The 21,052-nt window shown below is 70.6% G+C and carries 24 protein-coding genes; 5 read left to right on the top strand and 19 right to left on the bottom strand.

The window, feature by feature from the left end; all coding sequences use genetic code 11:
- The first annotated feature begins 88 nt into the window (after window positions 1-88).
- Entirely contained in the window at window positions 89-580 is a 492-nt protein-coding gene (locus tag AVP42_RS06015; RefSeq protein ID WP_067947093.1) for a methylated-DNA--[protein]-cysteine S-methyltransferase, read from the top strand.
- The gene (locus tag AVP42_RS06020) at window positions 577-1,182 is read left to right on the top strand and encodes a DNA-3-methyladenine glycosylase I (protein WP_067947095.1); all 606 of its coding nucleotides are present in this window, start codon (window positions 577-579) and stop codon (window positions 1,180-1,182) included. The genes AVP42_RS06015 and AVP42_RS06020 overlap by 4 nt, the downstream gene beginning before the upstream one ends.
- A 33-nt stretch (window positions 1,183-1,215) precedes the next feature.
- Here the strand turns inward: AVP42_RS06020 and AVP42_RS06025 are convergent, their stop codons facing one another.
- The 15 genes from AVP42_RS06025 to AVP42_RS06095 all read right to left on the bottom strand — a co-directional run bounded on the left by AVP42_RS06025 (window position 1,216) and on the right by AVP42_RS06095 (window position 14,234).
- Entirely contained in the window at window positions 1,216-1,977 is a 762-nt protein-coding gene (locus AVP42_RS06025) for a YaaA family protein (protein WP_067947097.1), read from the bottom strand.
- On the bottom strand, window positions 1,977-2,549 hold the full coding sequence (locus AVP42_RS06030) for an ATP-binding protein (protein WP_067947099.1): 573 nt from the start codon (window positions 2,547-2,549) through the stop codon (window positions 1,977-1,979). Before AVP42_RS06030 ends, AVP42_RS06025 begins: the two co-directional genes overlap by 1 nt.
- A 10-nt stretch (window positions 2,550-2,559) precedes the next feature.
- The gene (locus tag AVP42_RS06035; protein WP_067947101.1) at window positions 2,560-2,820 is read right to left on the bottom strand and encodes a F0F1 ATP synthase subunit epsilon; all 261 of its coding nucleotides are present in this window, start codon (window positions 2,818-2,820) and stop codon (window positions 2,560-2,562) included.
- A gap of 2 nt (window positions 2,821-2,822) precedes the next feature.
- Entirely contained in the window at window positions 2,823-4,280 is a 1,458-nt protein-coding gene (atpD, locus tag AVP42_RS06040) for a F0F1 ATP synthase subunit beta (protein ID WP_067947103.1), read from the bottom strand.
- A gap of 27 nt (window positions 4,281-4,307) precedes the next feature.
- On the bottom strand, window positions 4,308-5,216 hold the full coding sequence (locus AVP42_RS06045; protein ID WP_067947105.1) for a F0F1 ATP synthase subunit gamma: 909 nt from the start codon (window positions 5,214-5,216) through the stop codon (window positions 4,308-4,310).
- 83 nt (window positions 5,217-5,299) lie between these two features.
- On the bottom strand, window positions 5,300-6,937 hold the full coding sequence (gene atpA, locus AVP42_RS06050; protein ID WP_067947107.1) for a F0F1 ATP synthase subunit alpha: 1,638 nt from the start codon (window positions 6,935-6,937) through the stop codon (window positions 5,300-5,302).
- A gap of 94 nt (window positions 6,938-7,031) precedes the next feature.
- The gene (locus AVP42_RS06055) at window positions 7,032-7,826 is read right to left on the bottom strand and encodes a F0F1 ATP synthase subunit delta (RefSeq protein ID WP_067947109.1); all 795 of its coding nucleotides are present in this window, start codon (window positions 7,824-7,826) and stop codon (window positions 7,032-7,034) included.
- Window positions 7,827-7,829: 3 nt separating this feature from the next.
- The gene (locus tag AVP42_RS06060) at window positions 7,830-8,390 is read right to left on the bottom strand and encodes a F0F1 ATP synthase subunit B (RefSeq protein WP_067947111.1); all 561 of its coding nucleotides are present in this window, start codon (window positions 8,388-8,390) and stop codon (window positions 7,830-7,832) included.
- A 28-nt stretch (window positions 8,391-8,418) separates the two neighbouring features.
- A complete protein-coding gene (gene atpE, locus AVP42_RS06065; protein WP_067947113.1) occupies window positions 8,419-8,655 on the bottom strand; it encodes an ATP synthase F0 subunit C in 237 nt (78 codons plus the stop codon).
- Between the two features lie 43 nt (window positions 8,656-8,698).
- On the bottom strand, window positions 8,699-9,496 hold the full coding sequence (atpB, locus tag AVP42_RS06070; protein ID WP_067947116.1) for a F0F1 ATP synthase subunit A: 798 nt from the start codon (window positions 9,494-9,496) through the stop codon (window positions 8,699-8,701).
- A 234-nt stretch (window positions 9,497-9,730) separates the two neighbouring features.
- Window positions 9,731-10,210 carry a hypothetical protein gene (locus tag AVP42_RS06075; RefSeq protein ID WP_067947118.1) on the bottom strand — a complete coding sequence of 160 codons (480 nt, stop codon included), beginning with the start codon at window positions 10,208-10,210 and terminating at the stop codon, window positions 9,731-9,733.
- Entirely contained in the window at window positions 10,207-11,532 is a 1,326-nt protein-coding gene (locus AVP42_RS06080; RefSeq protein WP_067947120.1) for an MraY family glycosyltransferase, read from the bottom strand. The genes AVP42_RS06075 and AVP42_RS06080 overlap by 4 nt, the downstream gene beginning before the upstream one ends.
- Window positions 11,529-12,422, bottom strand: coding sequence for an L-threonylcarbamoyladenylate synthase (locus AVP42_RS06085; protein WP_067947122.1), 894 nt, complete (start codon window positions 12,420-12,422; stop codon window positions 11,529-11,531). Before AVP42_RS06085 ends, AVP42_RS06080 begins: the two co-directional genes overlap by 4 nt.
- 100 nt (window positions 12,423-12,522) lie before the next feature.
- Window positions 12,523-13,317: an ABC transporter permease gene (locus tag AVP42_RS06090; RefSeq protein WP_067947124.1), complete on the bottom strand. Its 795-nt coding sequence runs from the start codon at window positions 13,315-13,317 to the stop codon at window positions 12,523-12,525.
- 2 nt (window positions 13,318-13,319) lie between these two features.
- Window positions 13,320-14,234 (bottom strand): ATP-binding cassette domain-containing protein, encoded by a 915-nt coding sequence (locus AVP42_RS06095; protein WP_067947126.1) that lies wholly within the window; start codon window positions 14,232-14,234, stop codon window positions 13,320-13,322.
- 108 nt (window positions 14,235-14,342) lie between these two features.
- On the opposite strand from AVP42_RS06095, the gene AVP42_RS06100 reads away from it, so the two are divergent.
- Entirely contained in the window at window positions 14,343-15,275 is a 933-nt protein-coding gene (locus AVP42_RS06100; RefSeq protein ID WP_067947128.1) for a TetR/AcrR family transcriptional regulator, read from the top strand.
- An 18-nt stretch (window positions 15,276-15,293) separates the two neighbouring features.
- Here the strand turns inward: AVP42_RS06100 and prmC are convergent, their stop codons facing one another.
- Window positions 15,294-16,175, bottom strand: coding sequence for a peptide chain release factor N(5)-glutamine methyltransferase (gene prmC / locus AVP42_RS06105; protein ID WP_067947130.1), 882 nt, complete (start codon window positions 16,173-16,175; stop codon window positions 15,294-15,296).
- 87 nt (window positions 16,176-16,262) lie between these two features.
- Between prmC and cysK the strand changes: the two genes are divergently transcribed.
- Together cysK and epsC are read left to right on the top strand one after the other, a co-directional pair.
- Window positions 16,263-17,198, top strand: a complete 936-nt coding sequence (gene cysK, locus AVP42_RS06110; RefSeq protein WP_067947132.1) for a cysteine synthase A — start codon at window positions 16,263-16,265, stop codon at window positions 17,196-17,198.
- A gap of 30 nt (window positions 17,199-17,228) precedes the next feature.
- Window positions 17,229-17,822 carry a serine O-acetyltransferase EpsC gene (gene epsC / locus AVP42_RS06115; protein ID WP_067947134.1) on the top strand — a complete coding sequence of 198 codons (594 nt, stop codon included), beginning with the start codon at window positions 17,229-17,231 and terminating at the stop codon, window positions 17,820-17,822.
- Window positions 17,823-17,897: 75 nt separating this feature from the next.
- On the opposite strand, the gene AVP42_RS06120 is transcribed toward epsC, so the two are convergent.
- The 3 genes from AVP42_RS06120 to rho form a co-directional block, all read right to left on the bottom strand.
- Window positions 17,898-18,392 (bottom strand): GNAT family N-acetyltransferase, encoded by a 495-nt coding sequence (locus AVP42_RS06120; RefSeq protein ID WP_067947136.1) that lies wholly within the window; start codon window positions 18,390-18,392, stop codon window positions 17,898-17,900.
- Window positions 18,389-19,465, bottom strand: a complete 1,077-nt coding sequence (prfA, locus tag AVP42_RS06125; RefSeq protein WP_067947138.1) for a peptide chain release factor 1 — start codon at window positions 19,463-19,465, stop codon at window positions 18,389-18,391. The genes AVP42_RS06120 and prfA overlap by 4 nt, the downstream gene beginning before the upstream one ends.
- 2 nt (window positions 19,466-19,467) lie before the next feature.
- Window positions 19,468-21,052, bottom strand: a 1,585-nt coding sequence (gene rho, locus AVP42_RS06130) for a transcription termination factor Rho (protein WP_067947140.1), incomplete at its 5' end; no start/stop codon positions are given.

A 21,052-nucleotide genomic window follows, 5' to 3' on the forward strand; every position in this document is an offset into this window, starting at 1 on the left:
CTCCTCCACAGGCCGCGGTCTCGGACGCCGCACGAGCAGTGTCCGATTCCCGCCAGTCGATGACGGATGCCGCGGCTAGCCTCGAAGCATGACCTCCCCGTACCTCCTTCGCTTCGACAGCCCCGTCGGCCGCATCGAGCTGCAGGCCGATGACACGCACCTGACCTCGCTCACCATGGAGCGCGACGGGACGCTCCCCCACGACGACGAGCCGGAGCGCCCCAATCCCCTGCTGGAGTCGGCACGCCGCCAACTCACGGAGTACTTCGCGGGCACGCGCACGGAGTTCGACCTCCCGGTCCGGCTGGTGGGTACGCCCTTCCAGCAGGCGGTCTGGTCGGAGCTCGGGCGGCTCGGGTGGGGCGAGGCCACGTCGTACGGCGCGCTGGCTGCCGCCGTCGGCCGCCCGGGTTCGGCTCGCGCCATCGGCGGGGCCGTCGGGGCGAATCCCGTGCCGATCATCGTGGGGTGCCACCGCGTGCTCGCCTCCGACGGGCGGATCACGGGATACTCGGGCGGGGAGGGCGTCCCCACCAAGCTGTGGTTGCTCGCTCACGAACGCATCGGGTTCGCCGCATGACGACCTCCGTCGACGTGGTCCTGGGCGAAGACGGTCTCGCCCGCTGCGCGTGGGGGGCGGCGGATCCCGAGTACCGGCGGTACCACGACGAGGAATGGGGCCGTCCGCAACACGACCCCGTGCGCCTCTACGAGAAGCTCTGCCTCGAGGGCTTCCAGGCCGGGCTGTCCTGGATCACGATCCTCCGGCGACGTCCCGCGTTCCGCGAGGTCTTCCACGACTTCGCTCCCGAGCGAGTGGCGGAGATGCACGAGGCCGACGTCGAGCGTCTGCTCGCCGACGCCCGCATCATCCGACACCGCGGCAAGATCGAGGCGACCATCTCGAACGCCCGTGCCGTGCTCGCCCTCGACGAGCCCCTCGACCGCTTCCTGTGGCGGTTCGCGCCTCCGCGACGCGGGCGCGCGCCTCGTTCCTTCGCCGAGGTGCCCGCCGTGACGACGGAATCCACCGCCATGAGCCGCGCGCTCCGCTCGCACGGCTTCCGATTCGTCGGACCCACGACGATGTACGCGCTCATGCAGGCGACCGGCATGGTCGACGACCACGTGGCCGGATGCTTCAGAGCCGGAGCCGGAGCCGAGGACGCTCCGCGGCGCTGACGGCTCGGGCGCTGCGGCACGGACGGGCCCCGGTCAGGCGACGAGTTCGAGCTCGTCCGGCCGAGCCCCGTCGAGGGCGGCTCCTGCGTCGAGGGTGAAGCCTGCGGCACGGGCCCACTGGATGAGGTCGTCCCGGTCGTGGAGGACCGGCTGGTCGCCGAGCAGCGCCCGCACGAACAGGCCCTTGGCGCGCTTGTTGAAGTGGTTCAGCGCACGCCGACGCCCCTGCGCGTCGGCGGAGACGACGCGCAGGTAGACGGAGTCGCGGCGCGCGGGAGCCGGTCCGAGGTCGGCGTACCCCTCCGACCGCAGGTCGACCACGAGTCCCGCGTGGTCGGAGAGCACCTCGGCGATGCGTTCCCGCCACAGCGACTTCAGTCGGAGACCCGGCAGCCGGGAGTCGTGGGACAGGCGATACGCGGGAATGCGGTCGAGCGCGCCGACGAGCCCGAAGAGCGCCGAGTGCACCGCCAGGTGCGACGCGGCGTACCGACGCGCCTCCTCGCCGAGGGTCGGCGCATCGAGGGCGTCGAACAGGACGCCGGTGTAGCGATCGATCGCCGCCATGGTCGGCGATTCCCGCAGCGTGCGGTTGCGCTCCACCTCCCCGGCCTGGCGGGGTCCGAGCTTCAGGGCGCGCATCATCGCGTCGGGATCCTCGGCGAGCGACGTCACCGCCGCCACCACCTCGGCCCGCGGCTCCGCGAGCGTCGGGAAGGAGAGCTGCGACGGCTCGAACGGACCATGGGTCCCACCGTCGCGCTTGGTCTCGGACGGCGGCAGCAGGAGCAGCACTACGAGCCGATGAACGCCAGCGCGGCGTCGACGTTCGCGCCGAGCGACTGCGCGCTGTCGATCGTCACGCGCGGCAGCGCCGAAGACGGCCCCGTCCAGGGTGCGTACCCCTCGAGGCTCTGCTCCACGGCACGCCAGGTGGTCTCGTCGAGGTGCGGGAGGTGTCGTTCGCGCTTCTCGAGACGCTGCCGGTGCAGCGCTTCGTCCGAGCAGACGACCTCGATCACGCGAAGGCGGACGTCGTTGCGCTGGGCGAGGTCCCGCCACTGCAGTCGGGCGGACTCCGCGGCGTTCACCGCGTCGACGATCACCGTGCGCCCGGATTCGAGCTCCTTCTCGGCGATCTGCTCGGCCACGAGGTACGCGGCGAGGCCGGTCGGCTGGTCGGCGTCGATCCCCGCACGGAGGATCGCGGACTCGATCGGGTCGACCGAGACGACCGTGGCGCCGAGGCGGGCGCCGACGATCTCACCGATCGTCGACTTGCCCGCGCCCGGCAGCCCGGCCATCACGATGAGCTGGGTGACGCTCAGGTCACCGAACTGGCGGTCGAACGGCTGCTCCCCCTGCATCCGCAGCCTCTCAGGCGAGCGCGGCCCGCGAGGCCACGACCTGCACGGCGTCGGACTGCACGGACAGGAATCCGTCCTCCGCGTTGGCGGTGATCTTCTCACCACCGGGCAGGGTGACGCGCACCTCGCCGCCGGCGAGGATCGCGAGCATCGGCTCGTGACCCGGCAGGATGCCGATCTCGCCTTCGACCGTGCGCGCCACCACCATGGCCGCCTCGCCGGACCAGACCTCCTGGTCCGCCGAGACGACGCTCACGTTGAGGGCGGCCATGATCAGCCGTTCTCCTTCTGGATCTTCGCCCACTTCTCCTCGACGTCGGAGATCGGTCCGACGTTGAAGAACGCCTGCTCGGCGACGTGGTCGAAGTCGCCGCGGGCGATCGCGTCGAACGACTCGATCGTGTCCTTGAGCGGGACGGTCGAACCCTCGACACCCGTGAACTTCTTGGCCATGTAGGTGTTCTGCGAGAGGAACTGCTGGATGCGGCGCGCACGCGACACCGTGATCTTGTCCTCTTCGGAGAGCTCGTCGACACCGAGGATGGCGATGATCTCCTGCAGTTCCTTGTTCTTCTGGAGGATCTGCTTGACCGTGGTGGCCACGCGGTAGTGGTCCTCGCCCAGGTAACGCGGGTCGAGGATGCGCGACGTGGAGGTCAGCGGGTCGACCGCGGGGTAGAGGCCCTTCGAGGCGATCTCACGCGAGAGCTCGGTGGTCGCGTCGAGGTGCGCGAACGTCGTGGCGGGCGCCGGGTCGGTGTAGTCGTCGGCGGGCACGTAGATCGCCTGCAGCGAGGTGATCGAGTGGCCACGCGTCGACGTGATGCGCTCCTGCAGGATGCCCATCTCGTCGGCGAGGTTCGGCTGGTAGCCCACCGCGGAGGGCATGCGGCCGAGCAGCGTCGACACCTCGGAACCGGCCTGGGTGAAGCGGAAGATGTTGTCGATGAACAGCAGCACGTCCTGCTTCTGGACGTCGCGGAAGTACTCCGCCATGGTCAGCGCCGACAGCGCGACGCGCAGACGCGTCCCGGGCGGCTCGTCCATCTGGCCGAAGACCAGGGCCGTCTTGTCGAAGACGCCGGCCTCCTCCATCTCGTGGATGAGGTCGTTGCCCTCACGCGTGCGCTCGCCGACGCCGGCGAACACCGAGACACCACCATGGTCCTGGGCGACGCGCTGGATCATCTCCTGGATGAGGACCGTCTTGCCGACGCCCGCACCACCGAAGAGGCCGATCTTGCCACCCTGCACGTACGGGGTGAGCAGGTCGATGACCTTGATGCCGGTCTCGAAGAGCTGGGTCTTCGACTCGAGCTGGTCGAACTTCGGCGGCTTGCGGTGGATCGGCCAGCGCTCGGTGATCTCGATGGTCTCGCCGGGCTCGCCGTTCAGCACCTCGCCGATGACGTTGAAGACCTTGCCCTTGGTGACGTCGCCGACGGGAACCGAGATCGGTGCGCGGGTGTCGTGCACCTCCTGGCCGCGGACGAGGCCGTCGGTCGGCTTGAGCGCGATGGCGCGCACGAGGTCGTCGCCCAGGTGCTGCGCGACCTCGAGCGTGAGCTCGGTGCTCTCGCCCTCGATGGTGATGGTGGTCTTCAGGGCGTTGTAGATCTCGGGGATCGAGTCGTGCGGGAACTCGATGTCGACGACCGGGCCGGTGACGCGGGCGATGCGGCCGACGGCCCCGGTCCGGTCCTGGACCGGCGCGGTTGCGGTGTCAGTCATGTTCTCTTCCTTCTGGATGAATCTTGGCTACTTGGAGGAGGAGAGCGCGTCGGCTCCACCCACGATTTCGGCGATCTGCTGCGTGATCTCGGACTGACGGGCCTCGTTGGCCAGTCGCGTGTAGTCCGTGATGAGCTTGTCGGCGTTGTCGGTGGCCGACTTCATCGCCTTCTGCGTCGCCGCGTGCTTCGCCGCCGCGGACTGCAGCATCGCGTTGAAGATGCGGCTCTCGATGTAGACGGGGAGGAGCCCGTCGAGGACGGTCTCGGCGTCGGGCTCGAACTCGTAGAGCGGGAACACCTCCGCCTTGCCGGTGGGCGCCTGCTCCTCCTCGGCCTCGACGACCTCGAGCGGCAGCAGTCGGGTGACGACCGGCACCTGCGTGATCCGGCTCACGAACCGGTTGTAGACGATGTGGATCTCGTCGACGCCGCCGTCGGCGGAGTCGCGGAGGAATGCCTCGAGCACGGCGTCGGCGACCTCCTTGGCGGTGTCGAACTCGGGGTTGTCGGTCCCGCCGATCCAGCTGCGCTCGTAGTCCCGGCGTCGGAACGTGAAGTACCCCACCGACTTGCGGCCGATGAGGAAGTACACGACCTGCTTGCCCTGGCTGCGAAGCAGCTCGGCGAGCTCCTCCGCCTCACGGAGTACCTGCGAGTTGAAGGCGCCCGCGAGGCCGCGGTCCGACGTGAAGATCACGATCGCGGCGCGGTCGACGCGCTCGGGCTCGGTCGTGAGCACGTGCGAGACGTTCGAGTAGCTCGCCACCGCCGACACCGCGCGAGTGATCGCGTCGGAGTACGGCGTCGACGCGGCGACGCGCGCCTGCGCCTTCTGGATCCGCGAGGCGGAGATGAGCTCCATCGCTCGCGTGATCTTCTTGGTCGTCTGCGCCGACTTGATCTTCTGGCGGTAGACCCGAAGCTGCGCTCCCATGTTTCTCCTGTGTCCTGATTTCCTGTTCCCGGACCCTCACGCCGGCTCGGCCGACGCCGAGGGCCCGGGGACGAAGGAATCGACTAGCGACGACCCTTGACGATCTTCTCCTGGACGACCTCTTCCTCGGCGATCGCCTCGAACTGCTCGCTGCCGACCGAGGCGAGCGGCTTGCCCTCACCGGTCTGGAACTCGAGCTTGAACTTGTCGACCTCGGACTCGAGGGTTGCGACCGTCTCGTCGGAGAGCACGTTCGACTCGCGGAGGTCCGAGAGCACCGAGGTGTTGCGGCCGAGGTAGTCGAGGAACTCGCGCTCGAAGCGCAGGATGTCCTCGACGGGGACCTCGTCGAGCTTGCCGTTGGTGCCCGCCCAGATCGAGACGACCTGCTCCTCGACGGGGTACGGCGAGTACTGCGGCTGCTTGAGCAGCTCCGTGAGGCGCGCGCCGCGCTCGAGCTGGCGGCGGCTGGCCGCGTCGAGGTCGGACGCGAACATCGCGAAGGCCTCGAGTGCGCGGTACTGCGCGAGCTCGAGCTTGAGCGTGCCGGAGACCTTCTTGATCGACTTGACCTGCGCGTCACCGCCGACTCGCGACACCGAGATGCCGACGTCGACCGCGGGGCGCTGGTTCGAGTTGAACAGGTCGGACTGGAGGAAGATCTGTCCGTCGGTGATCGAGATCACGTTGGTCGGGATGTAGGCCGAGACGTCGTTCGCCTTGGTCTCGATGATCGGCAGACCGGTCATCGAACCCGCGCCGAGCTCGTCCGACAGCTTCGCGCAACGCTCGAGGAGCCGCGAGTGCAGGTAGAAGACGTCGCCGGGGTACGCCTCACGGCCCGGCGGGCGGCGCAGCAGCAGCGACACCGCGCGGTAGGCCTCGGCCTGCTTGGACAGGTCGTCGAAGATGATGAGCACGTGCTTGCCGGCGTACATCCAGTGCTGGCCGATGGCCGAGCCGGTGTACGGCGCGAGGTACTTGAAGCCCGCGGGGTCCGACGCCGGCGCCGCGACGATGGTGGTGTACTCCATCGCACCGGCGTCCTCGAGCGCGCCCTTCACCGAGGCGATGGTCGAGCCCTTCTGGCCGATCGCGACGTAGATGCAGCGCACCTGCTTGGTGGGGTCGCCCGACTCCCAGTTCGACTTCTGGTTGATGATGGTGTCGATGGCGATGGCGGTCTTGCCGGTCTGGCGGTCGCCGATGATGAGCTGGCGCTGGCCGCGGCCGACGGGGATCATCGCGTCGATCGCCTTGATGCCGGTCTGCAGCGGCTCGTGCACCGACTTGCGCTGCATCACGCCGGGCGCCTGGAGCTCGAGCGCGCGGCGCCCCTCGCTCGCGATCTCGCCGAGGCCGTCGATCGGGTTGCCGAGCGGGTCGACGACGCGCCCGAGGTAGCCCTCGCCGACGGGCACCGAGAGGACCTCGCCAGTGCGGGTCACCTCCATGCCCTCCTCGATGCCGGTGAACTCGCCGAGCACGACGACACCGATCTCGTCCTCGTCGAGGTTGAGCGCGAGGCCGAGCGTGCCGTCCGCGAAGCGCACGAGCTCGTTCGCCATGACCGAGGGCAGGCCCTCGACGTGGGCGATGCCGTCGGCGGCGTCGACGACGTAGCCGACCTCGGTCTTCTGCGCCGCGCCCGGCTCGTAGTCCCGGGCGAACTCCGAGAGAGCCGAACGGATCTCGTCGGGGCTGATGGAGAGTTCTGCCATTGCCATTTCCTTTTCTGAGGGCCAGGCCCTGTCCTGTACCGGGGTACAGCTGCTGGTGGGTCGCGGCGCGGACGCCGGTCGGATGGGGCCGGCGTCAGCCGGCGAGCTGCTGCCTCAGGTCGTTGAGGCGGCTGGCGACGCTGCCGTCGATGACGTCGTCGCCGATCTGCACCCGCACGCCGCCGAGGACCTCGGGGTCGACGATCGAGTCGAAGCGGATGCGGCGGCCGGCCTGGCTTCCGAGCGTGCGCTCGAGCCGGGCGACCTGGTCGTCGGTGAGCGGAACCGCGCTCGTGACGGTGGCGACGTCGAAGCCGCGCTGGTCGGCGACGACGGATGCCGCGTGCCGCAGCATCTCGCCGATGCGGCGGCCTCGCGGCTGCTGCACCAGGTGTCCGACGATCATCGTGGTGGCCGCCGACGCGCGCGGGGCGAGCAGCCGCTCGACCAGCCGGACCTTGGCGTCGGTCGAACCGAGCTTCGATCCGAGCGCGAGCTCGAGCTCGGCGTCGGATGCGACCGCGCGCTGGAACGCGTACAGCTCGGCGTCGACCTCGACCGACTCGCCCGCCGCCTCGGCGGCGACGCGGAGCCCGAGGTCCTCGAGCCCGCCGAGGAAGTCCTCGGCCGAGGACCAGCGCTGCGACGCCGCGCTCACGAGGAGCGCCGCGGCCGCAGGCTGGAGACGGCCGCCGAAGACGCGCTCGACGAGCGCGCGCTTCTGGTCAGGACCGGCCTCGTTGTCGGTGAGGGCCGTCCGCAGCTGCGGCGTGGCGCCGATGACCCGGGTCGCGGCGAGGAGGTCGCCGGCGACCGGGAGCTCGGCCCGGCCGAGCGTCGCGAGCTCCGCTCGCGTCCCGGCCAGGGCCCCTCTCGTAGCGCTGCCCATGGACTACTTCTTCCCTCCTGCGGCGGCCTGCTCGGACGCCTCGAGGTCGGCGAGGAAGCGGTCGACGACGGCCTTGGCCTTCTGGTCGTCGGTGAGGGTCTCCCCCACCACGCCGGAGGCGAGGTCGATCGCGATGGTGCCGACCTCGGAGCGGAGCGAGACGAGCGCGGTCTGGCGCTCCGCCTCGATCTGCGCCTGCGCGCTCGCGGTGATGCGAGCCGCCTCGGTCGATGCCTGCTCCTTCGCGTCGGCGACGATCTTCTTGCCGTCTTCGCGAGCGGTCTCGCGGATCCGGCCGGCCTCGGCACGCGCGTCGGCGAGCTGGGCGGTGTACTCCTCGAGCGCCGCCTCGGCCTTGCGCTGGGCCTCGTCGGCCTTCGCGATGTTGCCCTCGATCGCCTCGGCACGCTCATCGAGCAGCTTCTGGAGTCGGGGCAGCGCATAGCGCCAGAAGAAGAGCAGCAGCACCGCGAAGATGACCGCCGACCAGATGATGTCGTAGTCGGCCGGCAGCAGCGGGTTGTACTCCCCCTCGGTAGCAGCACTCACGACTGCATGAAGCACGATTGCCTCCTCGGTGTGCGTGGCCCGATCAGAAGCCGAAGATGAAGCCGGTGGCGATACCGACGAACGCGAGCGCCTCGGTGAAGGCGATGCCGATCCACATCAGGACCTGGAGTCGGCCGGCGAGCTCGGGCTGGCGAGCGACGCCCTCGATGGTCTTGCCGACGACGATGCCCACGCCGATGGCCGGGCCGATCGCCGCGAGGCCGTAGCCGACCGTCGCGATGCTGCCGCTGATCTCCGCGAGAACGGTGGTTGCGTCCACGTTGTGTTTCCTTTCTTGGGGGTGTTCTGGGCGTTTGCCCGGCTCAGTGCTCCTCGGCCACCGCGAGCTGGATGTACACGGCGGTGAGGAGTGTGAAGACGTAGGCCTGGAGGATCGCGACGAGGATCTCGAACAGCGTGAAGGCGAAGCCGAAGGCCAGGCTGCCCGCTGCGAGCACGGTCCACGCGCCGCCCAGGGTGAACAGGAAGAAGTGCGTCGCCGAGAAGAAGAGCACGAGCAGGAGGTGCCCGACGATCATGTTCATCAGGAGTCGGAGCGTCAGCGTGACGGGCCGCAGGATGAACGTGGAGATCAGCTCGATGAGGGCGACGATCGGGAGCACGAAGATCGGCACACCCGACGGGAACAGCGAGTTCTTGAAGAAGTTCTTGGGGCTCTTCTTGATGCCCGCGTAGATGAACGTGACGTAGGAGACGATCGCGAGCACGAGCGGGACGCCGATCACCGACGTTCCCGCGATGTTGAGCCCGGGGATGACACCCGTCAGGTTCATGAACAGGATCATGAAGAACATCGTCGTGAGGATCGGCAGGAATCGCTTGCCGTCCTTCTTGCCGAGGAGGTCCTCGGCGATGTTCACGCGGACGAAGTCCAGTCCCATCTCGACGATGCTCTGGAATCGGCCCGGGATGACGCGCATGCGTCGCGTGCCCAGCCAGAACACCAGGAGGAGGGCCGCGACCGCGATGAAGCGGACCAGCATGATCCGGTTGATCGCGAACGGGGTCCCCTCGAAGAGCACCACTTCGGGGAAGAACTCCGAGATCGAGGGCGCATGGAAGCCACCATCTTCGGTTGCAGTCAGAACCAGCAGGTTCACAGCGTTAGCTAGCAGCGCTATCTCCTGTTTCGGGGCGTGGAGCAGGGCTCTCGCGACGACGAACATCGGACACGGTCCGGAACCCATGCCTGAGCTGGGCTGGACCGTGGGGGATCGCCCCCACTCTAGCAAGACTTCGGGCGCCTGCCGAATCGCTACATCGCGTAGAAGTCCGCGGCGACCGGCCCGGACGCCGCGAGCATGCTCCGCGAGGCATCCGATGCCGCCCGGATGCTAGTCGTCGGAGGGCGCCGGGGGCAGCTTGGTGTCGCTCGCGTAGGGCAGCCGCGACTTCGCCACGACGAGGACGTCGACGACGAGCGATCCGAGCACGCCGGCCACGATGGCGATGAACAGCACCATGGGGTCCAGCCAGGGCGCGCCGCGGAGCAGCACCACGAGCACGATGAACAGGATGAACTTCAGCAGCCAGCCGCCGAGCACGATGCCGAAGAACGCCCCGACGAACAGGTCGGATCCCGCGAAGCGGTTGGCGATCAGGATGCTCGCAGCGGTGATGCCCATGAAGCCGACGGCGATGAGCGTGCCGAGCAGGGCGCTCACGAGCCCCTCGGTGCCCGCGACGACGAAGCCCACGACGCCGCCCACGACCGCGATCACAGCGGCCAGCACGCCGCTCCACAGGAGCGCGCGCCGCAGCACGGGGTTCGAGGTGGGCGTGCGGTCGGCGGGGTCTCGGGGTGCGGCGCTCATCGGGCTCCTGTGCGGTTCTCGTCCGCGGACGCGGACGTGTCGGGGGTGGCGGGCGTGGCGGGCGTGGCAGGGGCGAGTTCGGGCTCCTGCGGGCTGCCGTTGGCTGCGAGTTCGTCGAGTCCGGGTGCGTACGGCGCGTTCGCGACATCCGCTTCGGCCGCCACGGTCTGCCGCTTGCGACGGCCGAGCGGAGCGAGCGTGACCGCGGCGAGCACCACGAAGCCCACCCCGATGAACGCGAACGCCCAGATCGGGTCGATGCGGAAGTAGACGGGCAGCACGAACGCGAGCAGGCAGCCGAGCGAGGCGACGGCGGTCCAGCCGTAGAAGATGAGCACGGCGTGCAGGTGCGAGTGGCCCATGTCGAGCAGCCGGTGGTGCAGGTGCTTCCGGTCGGCCGCGAACGGCGACTTGCCCGCGCGCAGTCGGCGGATGACGGCGAGGCCGAAGTCGAGCAGCGGGATGATCAGCACCGCGAACGGGATGATGATCGGGATGAACGCGGGGAACAGCAGCTCGCCCTGGGTGCTGATCGTGCCCGGGTCGATCTGGCCGGTGACCGCGATCGCCGACGTGGCCATGAGCAGGCCGATGAGGAGCGCTCCGGCGTCGCCCATGAACAGCTTGGCCGGGTGCCAGTTCAGGGGCAGGAAGCCCAGGCACGCGCCCACGACGACCACCGCGAGCAACGACGCGAGGTTGAAGTAGTTGGTGGGCGAGGTCTGCTGGACGAGCAGGTACGAGTAGAGGTAGAAGACGCCGCTCGAGATGAGCGCCACGCCCGCGACCAGGCCGTCGAGCCCGTCGATGAAGTTGATGGCGTTCATCACCAGCACGATCGTGAAGACCGTGATGACGGCGCTCATCCACGACGATCCGACGATGAGCCCGCCGTCCGGGCCGAGCCCGATCGGCAGCGAGACGATCGACACGCCCTGCCAGGCGATCAGGCCCGCGGCGAGGAACTGTCCCGCGAGCTTGGTCATCCAATCGAGGTCCCAGATGTCGTCGGCCACGCCCATCGCGACGATGAGGGCCGCGGCGACGAGGATCGCGAGCACCTGCCAGCGGTCCTGGAAGATGATCGACACGTTCGCGAACCGGTCGATCCCGAGCGTCGAGACCCACGCCGCCGCGCCGATCGCGGCGAGGATGCCGCCGAACATGGCGATGCCGCCGAGACGCGGCGTCGGGCGGGTGTGCACGTCGCGCTCGCGGATCTTCGGGTAGAGCCGGTACTTCAGGCTCAGCTTCCAGACCACGATCGAACCGGCGAACGTCACGATCGCCGCGACGAGCGCGAGGGCGACGAACAGGGTCATGAGGCGGCGGCATCCGTTCGATCGTCGGGCGCCGCGTCAGCGGATGCCGCGCCGGCGGATGCCGCGCCGGCGGATGCTGCGCCGGCGGATGCCGAGTCGGCGGCGGACGCCGCGGGTGCCGCGCCGTCGGCATCGGCGTCGCCGTCGATGAGCTCGGGCGCGCCGTCGGTCGCATCGGGGCCGATGACCGTGCGCTCGGGGGCGAGCAGCGACTCCCCCACGACCGCGGCGATGCGCTCGCGCGAGATCACGCCCGCGCGGACGATGCGCAGCTCGCCCGAGCCGTCGGCCCCGATGCCGGTCGCGTCGACGATGGTCGACGACGTGTCGCCGGGCCGTTCGCCGATCGCCTCGTACTCCGTTCCGGCCTCGCCGCCGTCGAGGTACACGGCCACGCGGTCGCCGAGCATCTCGTGCGCGGCCTCGGCCGTCGTCGCCGACGGCATGCCGGACAGGTTCGCCGACGACACCGCGAGCGGGCCGGTCTCGGAGAGCAGCTCGAGCGCGATCCGGTTGGCGGGCATGCGCAGCGCGACGGTGCCGCGCGTCTCGCCCAGGTCCCACTGCAGCGAGGGCTGGGCGCGCAGGATCACCGTGAGGCCGCCCGGCCAGAACTCGGCGACGAGCGTGCGGACCGCCTCCGGGATCTCGACCGCCAGCGCGTCGAGCGTCGGGATGCCGGGGATCAGCACCGGCGGCGGCGAGGTGCGCTCGCGCCCCTTGGCGTCGAGCAGCCGCTGCACCGCCTCGGCGCTGAACGCGTCGGCGGCCACGCCGTAGACGGTGTCGGTGGGGATGACGACGAGCTCGCCGCTGCCGATGGCGCGGCGGGCCAGGCGCATGCCGGCGAGGAGCTCGGACTCGACCGAGCAGTCGTGGATGGAAGTCATGGCCCGTCGATTCTAGAGGCCGCGCCCGCGCGGGCGCTGGGCATGACGGATGCCGCGGGGCAGGGCGCCTCCGCGACATCGGTCGTTCCGCGCCGTCGATCTAGTCCCGGCCGGCCCGGTGACGGAACAGCCACGAGCCCCAGACGGCCGCGACGGCGATCACGAGGATGCACCATCCGATCGCCCACCAGGACGCCTCGCCCGCCGGGGTGTCCATGAGCAGGCTCCGGATGGCCTCGATGACGGGCGTGATGGGTTGGTGCTCGGCGAACCACGCGAGCCAGGCGGGCAGGGTCTCGACGGGCACGAACGCGCTGGAGAGGTACGGCAGGAACAGCAGGATGAAGCCGTAGGCGCTCGCGGCCTCGGGGCTCGAGGCCGCGAGTCCGATGGCGGCGAAGAGCGTCGTGATCGCGAGGATGTACAGCGCGACCAGTCCGACCGCGGCGAGCCATTCGACCGGGCTCGCGGTGGGGCGGAAGCCGACGGCGATCGCGACACCGATCACGACCCCCGTGGCGACGAGGTTGCGGAGCACGCTCGCCACGACGTGACCGGTGAGGACGGCGCTCGCTCGCAACGGCATCGTCCTGAACCGGTCGATGATGCCCGTCGTCATGTCGCGCGAGACGTAGAGGGCGGTCGAGCTCGCGCCGAACCCCGCGCAGAGGAGGATGATCCCCGGCACGACGTAGTCGACGTAGCCGCCCGTCGGGTCGAGCGCGCCGCCGAAGACGTAGGTGAACAACAGCATGAGCATGGTCGGGAGGATCACCGCCATGAGCAGCGCCTCGGTGTCGCGGAGGGAGTGCGTGAGGCTCCGGCGGATGAAGACGATCTCGGCGGTCGGGCCGGAGGGGCGGCCCCGCACGGCGACGGCGGCGGTCGTGGTCATGGTCAGCCCTTCGTTCCGATGAGGGGCGCGCCGCTCGGCTCGGTCGGGCGCGCGGTGATGGCGAGGAAGACGTCGTCGAGGCTCGGCCGACGGATGGCGACGTGCGCTCCGGCCACCGCCGAAGCGGGGAGCCGGTCGAGCTCGTCGACCGCCGTGCGGAGCGCGTGCACGCTCCCGTCCGTGGGCAGTTCGGCGAGGAGTGCGTCGTCCGCCCCTCGGAGCTCCACGACGGCCCCGCCCACCTGCGCCTTGAGGTCCGACGGGGTGCCCTCCGCGGCGATGCGACCCCGATCGAGGACGGCGATGCGGTCGGCGAGCCGGTCGGCCTCTTCGAGGTACTGCGTCGTGAGGAACACCGTCGCGCCGCCGTCGGCGACCTCGCGGATGATGCGCCACAGTTCCTGCCGGCTGCGCGCGTCGAGTCCCGTCGTGGGTTCGTCGAGGAACACGACGGGGGTCGGGACGACCAGGCTGAGGGCGAGGTCGAGGCGTCGTCGCATGCCGCCGGAGTAGGTCCCCACCCGTCGGCCGGCGGCATCCGCCAGGTCGAAGCGCTCGAGCAGTTCGTCGCAGCGCGAGGCGGCCGCGCGGCGGCGCAGGCCGGACAGTCGCGCGAGCATGAGCAGGTTCTCGCGCGCGGTGAGCACCTCGTCGACCGCCGCGGACTGGCCGGTCAGGCTGATGCGGGCCCGGACGGCGTCGGGATCCGTGCGCACGTCGGCGCCGGCGACGACGGCCGTCCCCGCATCGGGCCGGACGAGCGTGGTGAGGATGTTGATCGTCGTGGTCTTGCCGGCACCGTTCGGGCCGAGCAGCCCGAAGACGGTGCCGGCTTCGACCGCGAGGTCGAGGTCGCGGAGGACCTCCGTCGAGCGGAATCGCTTGGCGATCCCGCGCGCGTCGATGGCGAGGGACATGGCTTCGCCTTTCCTGTGTAAGGAGTAAACTGTTTACGTGATGCACAACGGTTTAAGTAATACACAGTTCTAGACTGGCCGCAAGCCTCCGCCGATGATTGGAGCCGGATGTCCGCGCAGCCCCCCGCCGAGCCCGACCTGCCGCGCGGGATCGCGCTCGCCTGGGGCGTCGCAGCGAACCCGCAGCGCGGCCCGAAGCGCGAGATGAGCATCGAGCGCATCGTGGACGCGGCCGTCGAGATCGCCGACGCCGAAGGCCTCGGCGCGGTCTCGATGAGCCGCGTCGCGCAGTCGCTCGGCTACACCACCATGTCGCTGTACCGGTACGTGACCGCGAAGGACGACCTGCTCGTGCTCATGCAGGAGCAGGGCATCGGCCTGCCACCCGAGCCCGATCCCGACCTCGACCCGACGGACTGGCGCGGACGGCTTCGCTCCATCGGGCGCGCGCAGCTCGAGCTCCACCGCCACCACCCGTGGCTGCTCGACATCCCCATCGAGGGCACGCCCGTCACGCCGAACAACCTCGCGTGGATGGATGCCATGCTGGACGCGCTCTCGGGTACCCCGCTCGACCAGGGCGAACGCGTCGCCGTGATCCTCCTCGTGACCGGACAACTGCGCTGGCAGAGCCTCATCGAGCGCTCGTACGAGGTCGCGGCCGACGCCGCCGGGATCGACCCCCAGGCGATCGACGACGGCCGCTCGGCGGTCCTCGACGCCTTCGTCACCGCCGAGGAGTTCCCGGCGGTCCGGCTCGCGGTCGACGCCGGGGTCTTCGCGGGCGAGGAGGACCCGTTCGCGTTCGGGCTCGAACGCGTGCTCGACGGCATCGCCGTGCACATCGCCGAACGCGCCGCCGGTGCGCCCGCCGCCGGCCCGCCGATCCCGCCGGAGCCGGACGGGGTCACGGCCGACAAGCGCGTCCGCGATGCGCGCAAGGCCGTCAAGGAGGCCGAGAAGCGCCTGCGCGACGCCCGGAAGCTCGAGCGGCAGGCGGTGCGCGAAGCCCGCGCGAAGGCGGGGCGGCAGCCCGATTGAGCCGCGGGGACGCTCCCGCTAGCGCCGGGCGGTCGTGACGCGGTCGCGACCCGTGAGGTCGCGGTGATGCGCGATGGCGTGCCATCCGTCGCCTGCGAGGATGCCGGCGATCTCGGCCGACTGCGTCTCGCCGTGCTCGATGAGGAGGGCGCCGCCGGGATGCAGCAGCTCGAGGCCGCGGCGAGACAGGACCCGGACCACGTCGAGCCCGTCGGGGCCGCCGTAGAGCGCCGGCTCCGGATCGTGCAGCCGCACCTCCGGGTCGCGCGGGATCGCATCCTGCGGGATGTACGGCGGGTTGGACGCGACGACCGCGGCCCGACCGTCAAGCTCGCCGAGCGCGTCGGCCAGGTCGCCGAAGACGAGGGTCAGGTTCGGCGCGCCGACCTCCTCGACGTTGCGCTTCGTCCAGGGGAACGCCTCCGGCGAGTTCTCGACCGCGTACACCCGCGCGTGCGGCACCTCCGTCGCCATGGCGAGCGCGATCGCACCACTGCCCGCGCCGAGGTCGAGCGCGACCGGTTCCGGCTCGGCGGCGGCTCGGAGTGCGTCGATGGCCAACTGCGCGAGGAGCTCCGTCTCGGGCCTCGGGACGAACACCCCCGGGCCGACGGCGAGTTCGAGCGACCGGAACGGGGCCCGTCCCGTCAGGTGCTGCAACGGCTCGCGGCGGGCGCGCCGGGCGACGAGCGAGTCCAGCGCCGCGGCATCCGTCGCCGTCAGCTCGGCGCCGACGACGAGCTTCGCGTGCACCCCGCCGCGCGACAGGCCGAGCACGTGGCCGACGAGCAGGTCGGCATCGACCTCTGGGTCGGGCACTCCGGCCGCCCGCAGCGCGTCGGCCGCCTCGTCGCGCGCCTCGCGCAGTGGGCGGGCGCCGGACGTCGCGGAAGCATTCACGCAAAGGAATGTAACCCACTCCCCCTGCCCCGCCGGCCGCCGTAGGCTGGTTCGCGGCACGCCGCCGTCGTCACGAGAGGGAACACCATGGCTCAGGTCTACGAGAACATCACCGAGGTCTTCGGGCGCACGCCGCTCGTGAAGCTGAACCGCGTGACGGATGGCGCCGAGGCGACGGTGCTCGGCAAGCTCGAGTTCTACAACCCCTCCGCGAGCGTGAAGGACCGCCTCGGCATCGGCATCGTCGACGCGGCCGAGGCCTCCGGCGAGCTGAAGCCCGGCGGCACCATCGTCGAGGGGACGAGCGGCAACACCGGCATCGCGCTCGCCATGATCGGCGCCGCCCGTGGCTACCGGGTGGTCATCGCCATGCCCGAGACCATGAGCAAGGAGCGCCGCGCGCTGCTGCGCGCGTACGGCGCCGAGCTCGTGCTCACCCCCGGTTCCGAGGGCATGAAGGGCGCGGTCGCGCGCGCCGAGCAGATCGCCGCCGAGACCCCGGGCGCCGTGCTCGCCCGCCAGTTCGACAACCAGGCCAACGTCGACATCCACCGTCGCACCACCGCCGAGGAGGTCTGGAACGACACCGACGGCGCCATCGACATCTTCGTGTCGGGCATCGGCACCGGCGGCACCCTGTCCGGCGTCGGCCAGGTGCTCAAGGAGCGCAAGCCCGAGGTGCATATCGTCGGCGTGGAGCCGCTCGAGTCGCCCATCCTCAACGGCGGCCAGCCCGGCCCGCACAAGATCCAGGGCATCGGAGCGAACTTCGTGCCGTCGATCCTCGACCGCGACGTCTACGACGAGATCATCGATGTGAACATCGACCAGGCCGTCGCGACCGCGCGTCGCCTCGGCGTCGAGGAGGGCATCCTGGGCGGCATCTCGTCGGGCGCCACCGTGTACGCGGCCACCCAGCTCGCCAAGCGCCCCGAGAACGCCGGCAAGACGATCGTGGTGATCCTCGCGAGCTACGGCGAGCGCTACCTCTCGACGGTGCTCTACGAGGGGCTGCTCGACTGATCCCCAGACGGCATCTGCTTGACTGAGCCGGTGGGAATCCTCGGCACCCTCAGGGACGACATCGCGACCGCGCGCTCCCACGACCCCGCGGCCCGCAGCCGCATCGAGATCGTGCTCGCCTACTCCGGCCTGCACGCCATCTGGTCGTACCGGCTCGCGCACCGCCTGTGGCAGACCCCCGCACTGCGGTTGCCCGCGCGACTGCTGTCGCAGTTCACGAGGTTCCTGACGGGCGTCGAGATCCACCCCGGAGCGACCATCGGCCGGCGCTTCTTCATCGACCACGGGATGGGCGTCGTCATCGGCGAGACCGCCGTCGTCGGCGACGACGTCATGCTGTACCACGGCGTCACCCTGGGCGGGAAGGCGCCGCGCGGCGCGCCGAAGGGCAGCAAGCGGCATCCGACGCTCGGCGACGGCGTCACCGTCGGAGCGGGTGCGAAGGTGCTCGGAGACATCGAGATCGGCTCGTGGAGCGCGATCGGCGCGAACGCCGTCGTGACCCGCGGCGCGCCGCCGCACTCGCTGCTCGTCGGCATCCCGGCGGTCGCGAAGCCGCTCTCGCCCGCGACGGCGGATGCCGCGCGTGGCGTCCACGACTGGCACGTCGACTTCCACATCTGAACCTCGACCGTCCCACCGTGCGGGAGCTTCCGCCGGGTGCCGGTGGCGGGCCGACGCGCTCCGATCCGCGAACGGTCAGAGCGGCAGGTACATCACCGCGAGGCCCACCCGGCCGTGCCGACGCGAGCGGAAGGCCCCCGGGACCGTGCCGACGACCTCGAACCCGAGCGAGCGCCAGAGGCCGACCGCGACCACGTTCGATTCGACGACCGCGTTGAACTGGATGCCGGCGAAGCCCGCCCGACGATGCCAGTCGACGACCCACTCGCCGAGGAGGCGGCCCACTCCGGCGCCGCGCGCCTCGGCGGCGACCATGAACGAGGCCGTGCCGATGTGGTCGCCGCGGCCGGGGCGGTTCGGCCCCATCTTGGCCGACCCGAGGATGCGCCCGTCGCGCTCGGCCACGACCGTGAGTCCCGGCGGCGGCTCGATCCACAACGCCCGTGCGGACTCCGTCGTGAGGTCCTCGGGGTACGCGTACGTCTCGCCGTCGCGGACGACCTCGTCGATGATGCGGAAGACCGCGGGCCAGTCCTCGTCGCGGATCGGCCGGACGACGACGTCGCTCACTGGTCGCCGAGGTCGGCGAGCCGGGCCTCCTCGTCGGCCTGCACGGCCGACTCGATGATGGGATCCAGCGCGCCGTTCATCACCTGGTCGAGGTTGTATGCCTTGTAACCGGTGCGGTGATCGGCGATGCGGTTCTCAGGGAAGTTGTACGTGCGGATCCGCTCGGAGCGGTCCATGGTGCGGATCTGCGACTTGCGCGCGTCCGACGCGGCCGCGGCGAGCTCCTCCTGCTGGCGCGCCAGCAGGCGGGCTCGCAGCACGCGCATGGCCGCCTCGCGGTTCTGCAGCTGCGACTTCTCGTTCTGCATGGCCACCACGATGCCCGTGGGCACGTGCGTGATGCGCACGGCGGAGTCGGTGGTGTTCACGGACTGCCCACCGGGACCCGAGGAGCGGTACACGTCGATCTTGAGGTCGTTCTGGTTGATCTCGACCTCTTCGGGCTCGTCGACCTCGGGGAAGACGAGCACCCCCGTCGTCGAGGTGTGGATGCGCCCCTGCGTCTCGGTCACGGGCACCCGCTGGACGCGGTGCACCCCGCCCTCGTACTTCAGGTGGGCCCACACGCCCTGCGCCGGGTCGCTCGCGTTCGACTTGATGGCGACCTGCACGTTCTTGTACCCGCCGAGATCGGACTCGTCGGACTCGAGCAGCTCGGTCTTCCAGCCCTTCGACTGCGCGTACTGGATGTACATGCGCAGCAGGTCGGCGGCGAACAGCGCGCTCTCGGCGCCGCCCTCGCCGCCCTTGATCTCCATGATCACGTCGCGACCGTCGTCCGGGTCGCGCGGGATGAGGAGGCGCCGGAGCTTCTCCTGCGACTCGGCGAGCTGCTCCTCGAGCGCGGGCACCTCCTCGGCGAAGGCGGCGTCCTCCTTGGCGAGCTCGCGCGCCGCCTCGAGGTCGTTCTGCGCCTGCTGCCAGGCGTCGTGCGCGGCGACGATGCGGCTGAGCTCGGCGTAGCGACGGTTCACGCGCTTGGCGCGCGCGGCGTCGGCGTGCAGCGCCGGGTCGGCGAGCTCCTCCTGGAGCTCGCCGTGCTCGGCGATCAGGGCCCGGACGGACTCGAACATGCTCAGCGGTGGTGGTCGGCGTCGTGCCCGTGGCCGTTGCCGTTGCCGCCGACCGGTGCCGACTTCTGCATGAGCAGCAGGAACTCGGTGTTCGACTGCGTCTCGCGGAGGCGACCGAGGACGGCCTCGAGGGCCTGCTGCGGCTCGAGCCCGGCGAGGGCGCGGCGGAGCTTCCAGGTGATCTTGACCTCGTCGGGCGACAGCAGCATCTCCTCGCGACGCGTCGACGACGCGTTGACGTCGACGGCGGGGAAGATCCGCTTGTCGGCGAGCTGGCGCGACAGGCGCAGCTCGGAGTTGCCGGTGCCCTTGAACTCCTCGAAGATCACCTCGTCCATCTTCGACCCGGTCTCGACGAGCGCCGTGGCGAGGATGGTGAGCGAGCCGCCGTTCTCGATGTTGCGCGCCGCACCGAAGAAGCGCTTCGGCGGGTAGAGCGCCGAGGCGTCGACGCCGCCCGAGAGCACGCGACCGGATGCCGGTGCCGCGAGGTTGTACGCGCGGCCGAGGCGGGTGATCGAGTCGAGCAGCACGACGACGTCGTGGCCGAGCTCGACGAGGCGCTTGGCGCGCTCGATCGCGAGCTCGGCGACCGTGGTGTGGTCCTCGGCCGGGCGGTCGAAGGTCGACGCGATGACCTCGCCCTTGACCGTGCGCTCCATGTCGGTGACCTCTTCGGGACGCTCGTCGACGAGCACGACCATGAGGTGGACCTCGGGGTTGTTCGTCGCGATGGCGTTCGCGATCTGCTGCAGCACGATCGTCTTGCCGGCCTTGGGCGGCGCGACGATGAGGCCGCGCTGGCCCTTGCCGATCGGCGCCACCAGGTCGATGATCCGCTGCGTGAGCTTGGTGGGCTCGGTCTCGAGGCGCAGGCGGTCCTGCGGGTAGAGCGGGGTGAGCTTCTGGAAGTCGACCCGCGCGGCGGCCTCCTCGGCGGACTGGCCGTTGACCGAGTCGACCTTGACGAGCGCGTTGTACTTCTGGCGGCTGTTGCCCTCGCCCTCGCGAGGCTGCTTGATCGCGCCGACGACCGCGTCGCCCTTGCGGAGGTGGTACTTCTTCACCTGGCCGAGCGAGACGTAGACGTCGCTCGGACCGGGGAGGTAGCCCGTCGTGCGCACGAAGGCGTAGTTGTCGAGCACGTCGAGGATGCCGGCGATGGGGATGAGCACGTCGTCGTCGAGGATCTCGGGCTCGACCTCGTCGCCGCCGCCCTGGCCGCGACGCTTGCGGTCGCGGTAGCGGTTGCGGCGGCCGCCCTCGCCATCGCCCTGCTGCTGGTCGCCGCGCGACTGCTGGCCGCGGCCGCCCTGCTCCTTCGGGCCCCGGTCGGAGTCGGCCTGGCGCTCGTCGCCCGACTCGTCGGCCTTGCGCGGGTCCTGGCCGCGGCCGGCGTCGGCCTGCTTGCCCGCCTCCTGGCCGCCCTTGCCGTTCTGGCGGTCGTCGCCCTTCTGCTCGGGCTTCTGGCCCTCGCCGCGGTCGCGGTCGCCGCCGCCGCGTCGGCCGCGGTTGCGGCCACGGCCCTGGCGCGGCTCCTTCTCGGCCTGCTCGGCCTCGGCCTGCTCGCCCTCGGGGGCGGGCGTG

The organism is Agromyces sp. NDB4Y10 (genome assembly GCF_001620055.1).
Classification (GTDB): domain Bacteria; phylum Actinomycetota; class Actinomycetes; order Actinomycetales; family Microbacteriaceae; genus Agromyces; species Agromyces indicus.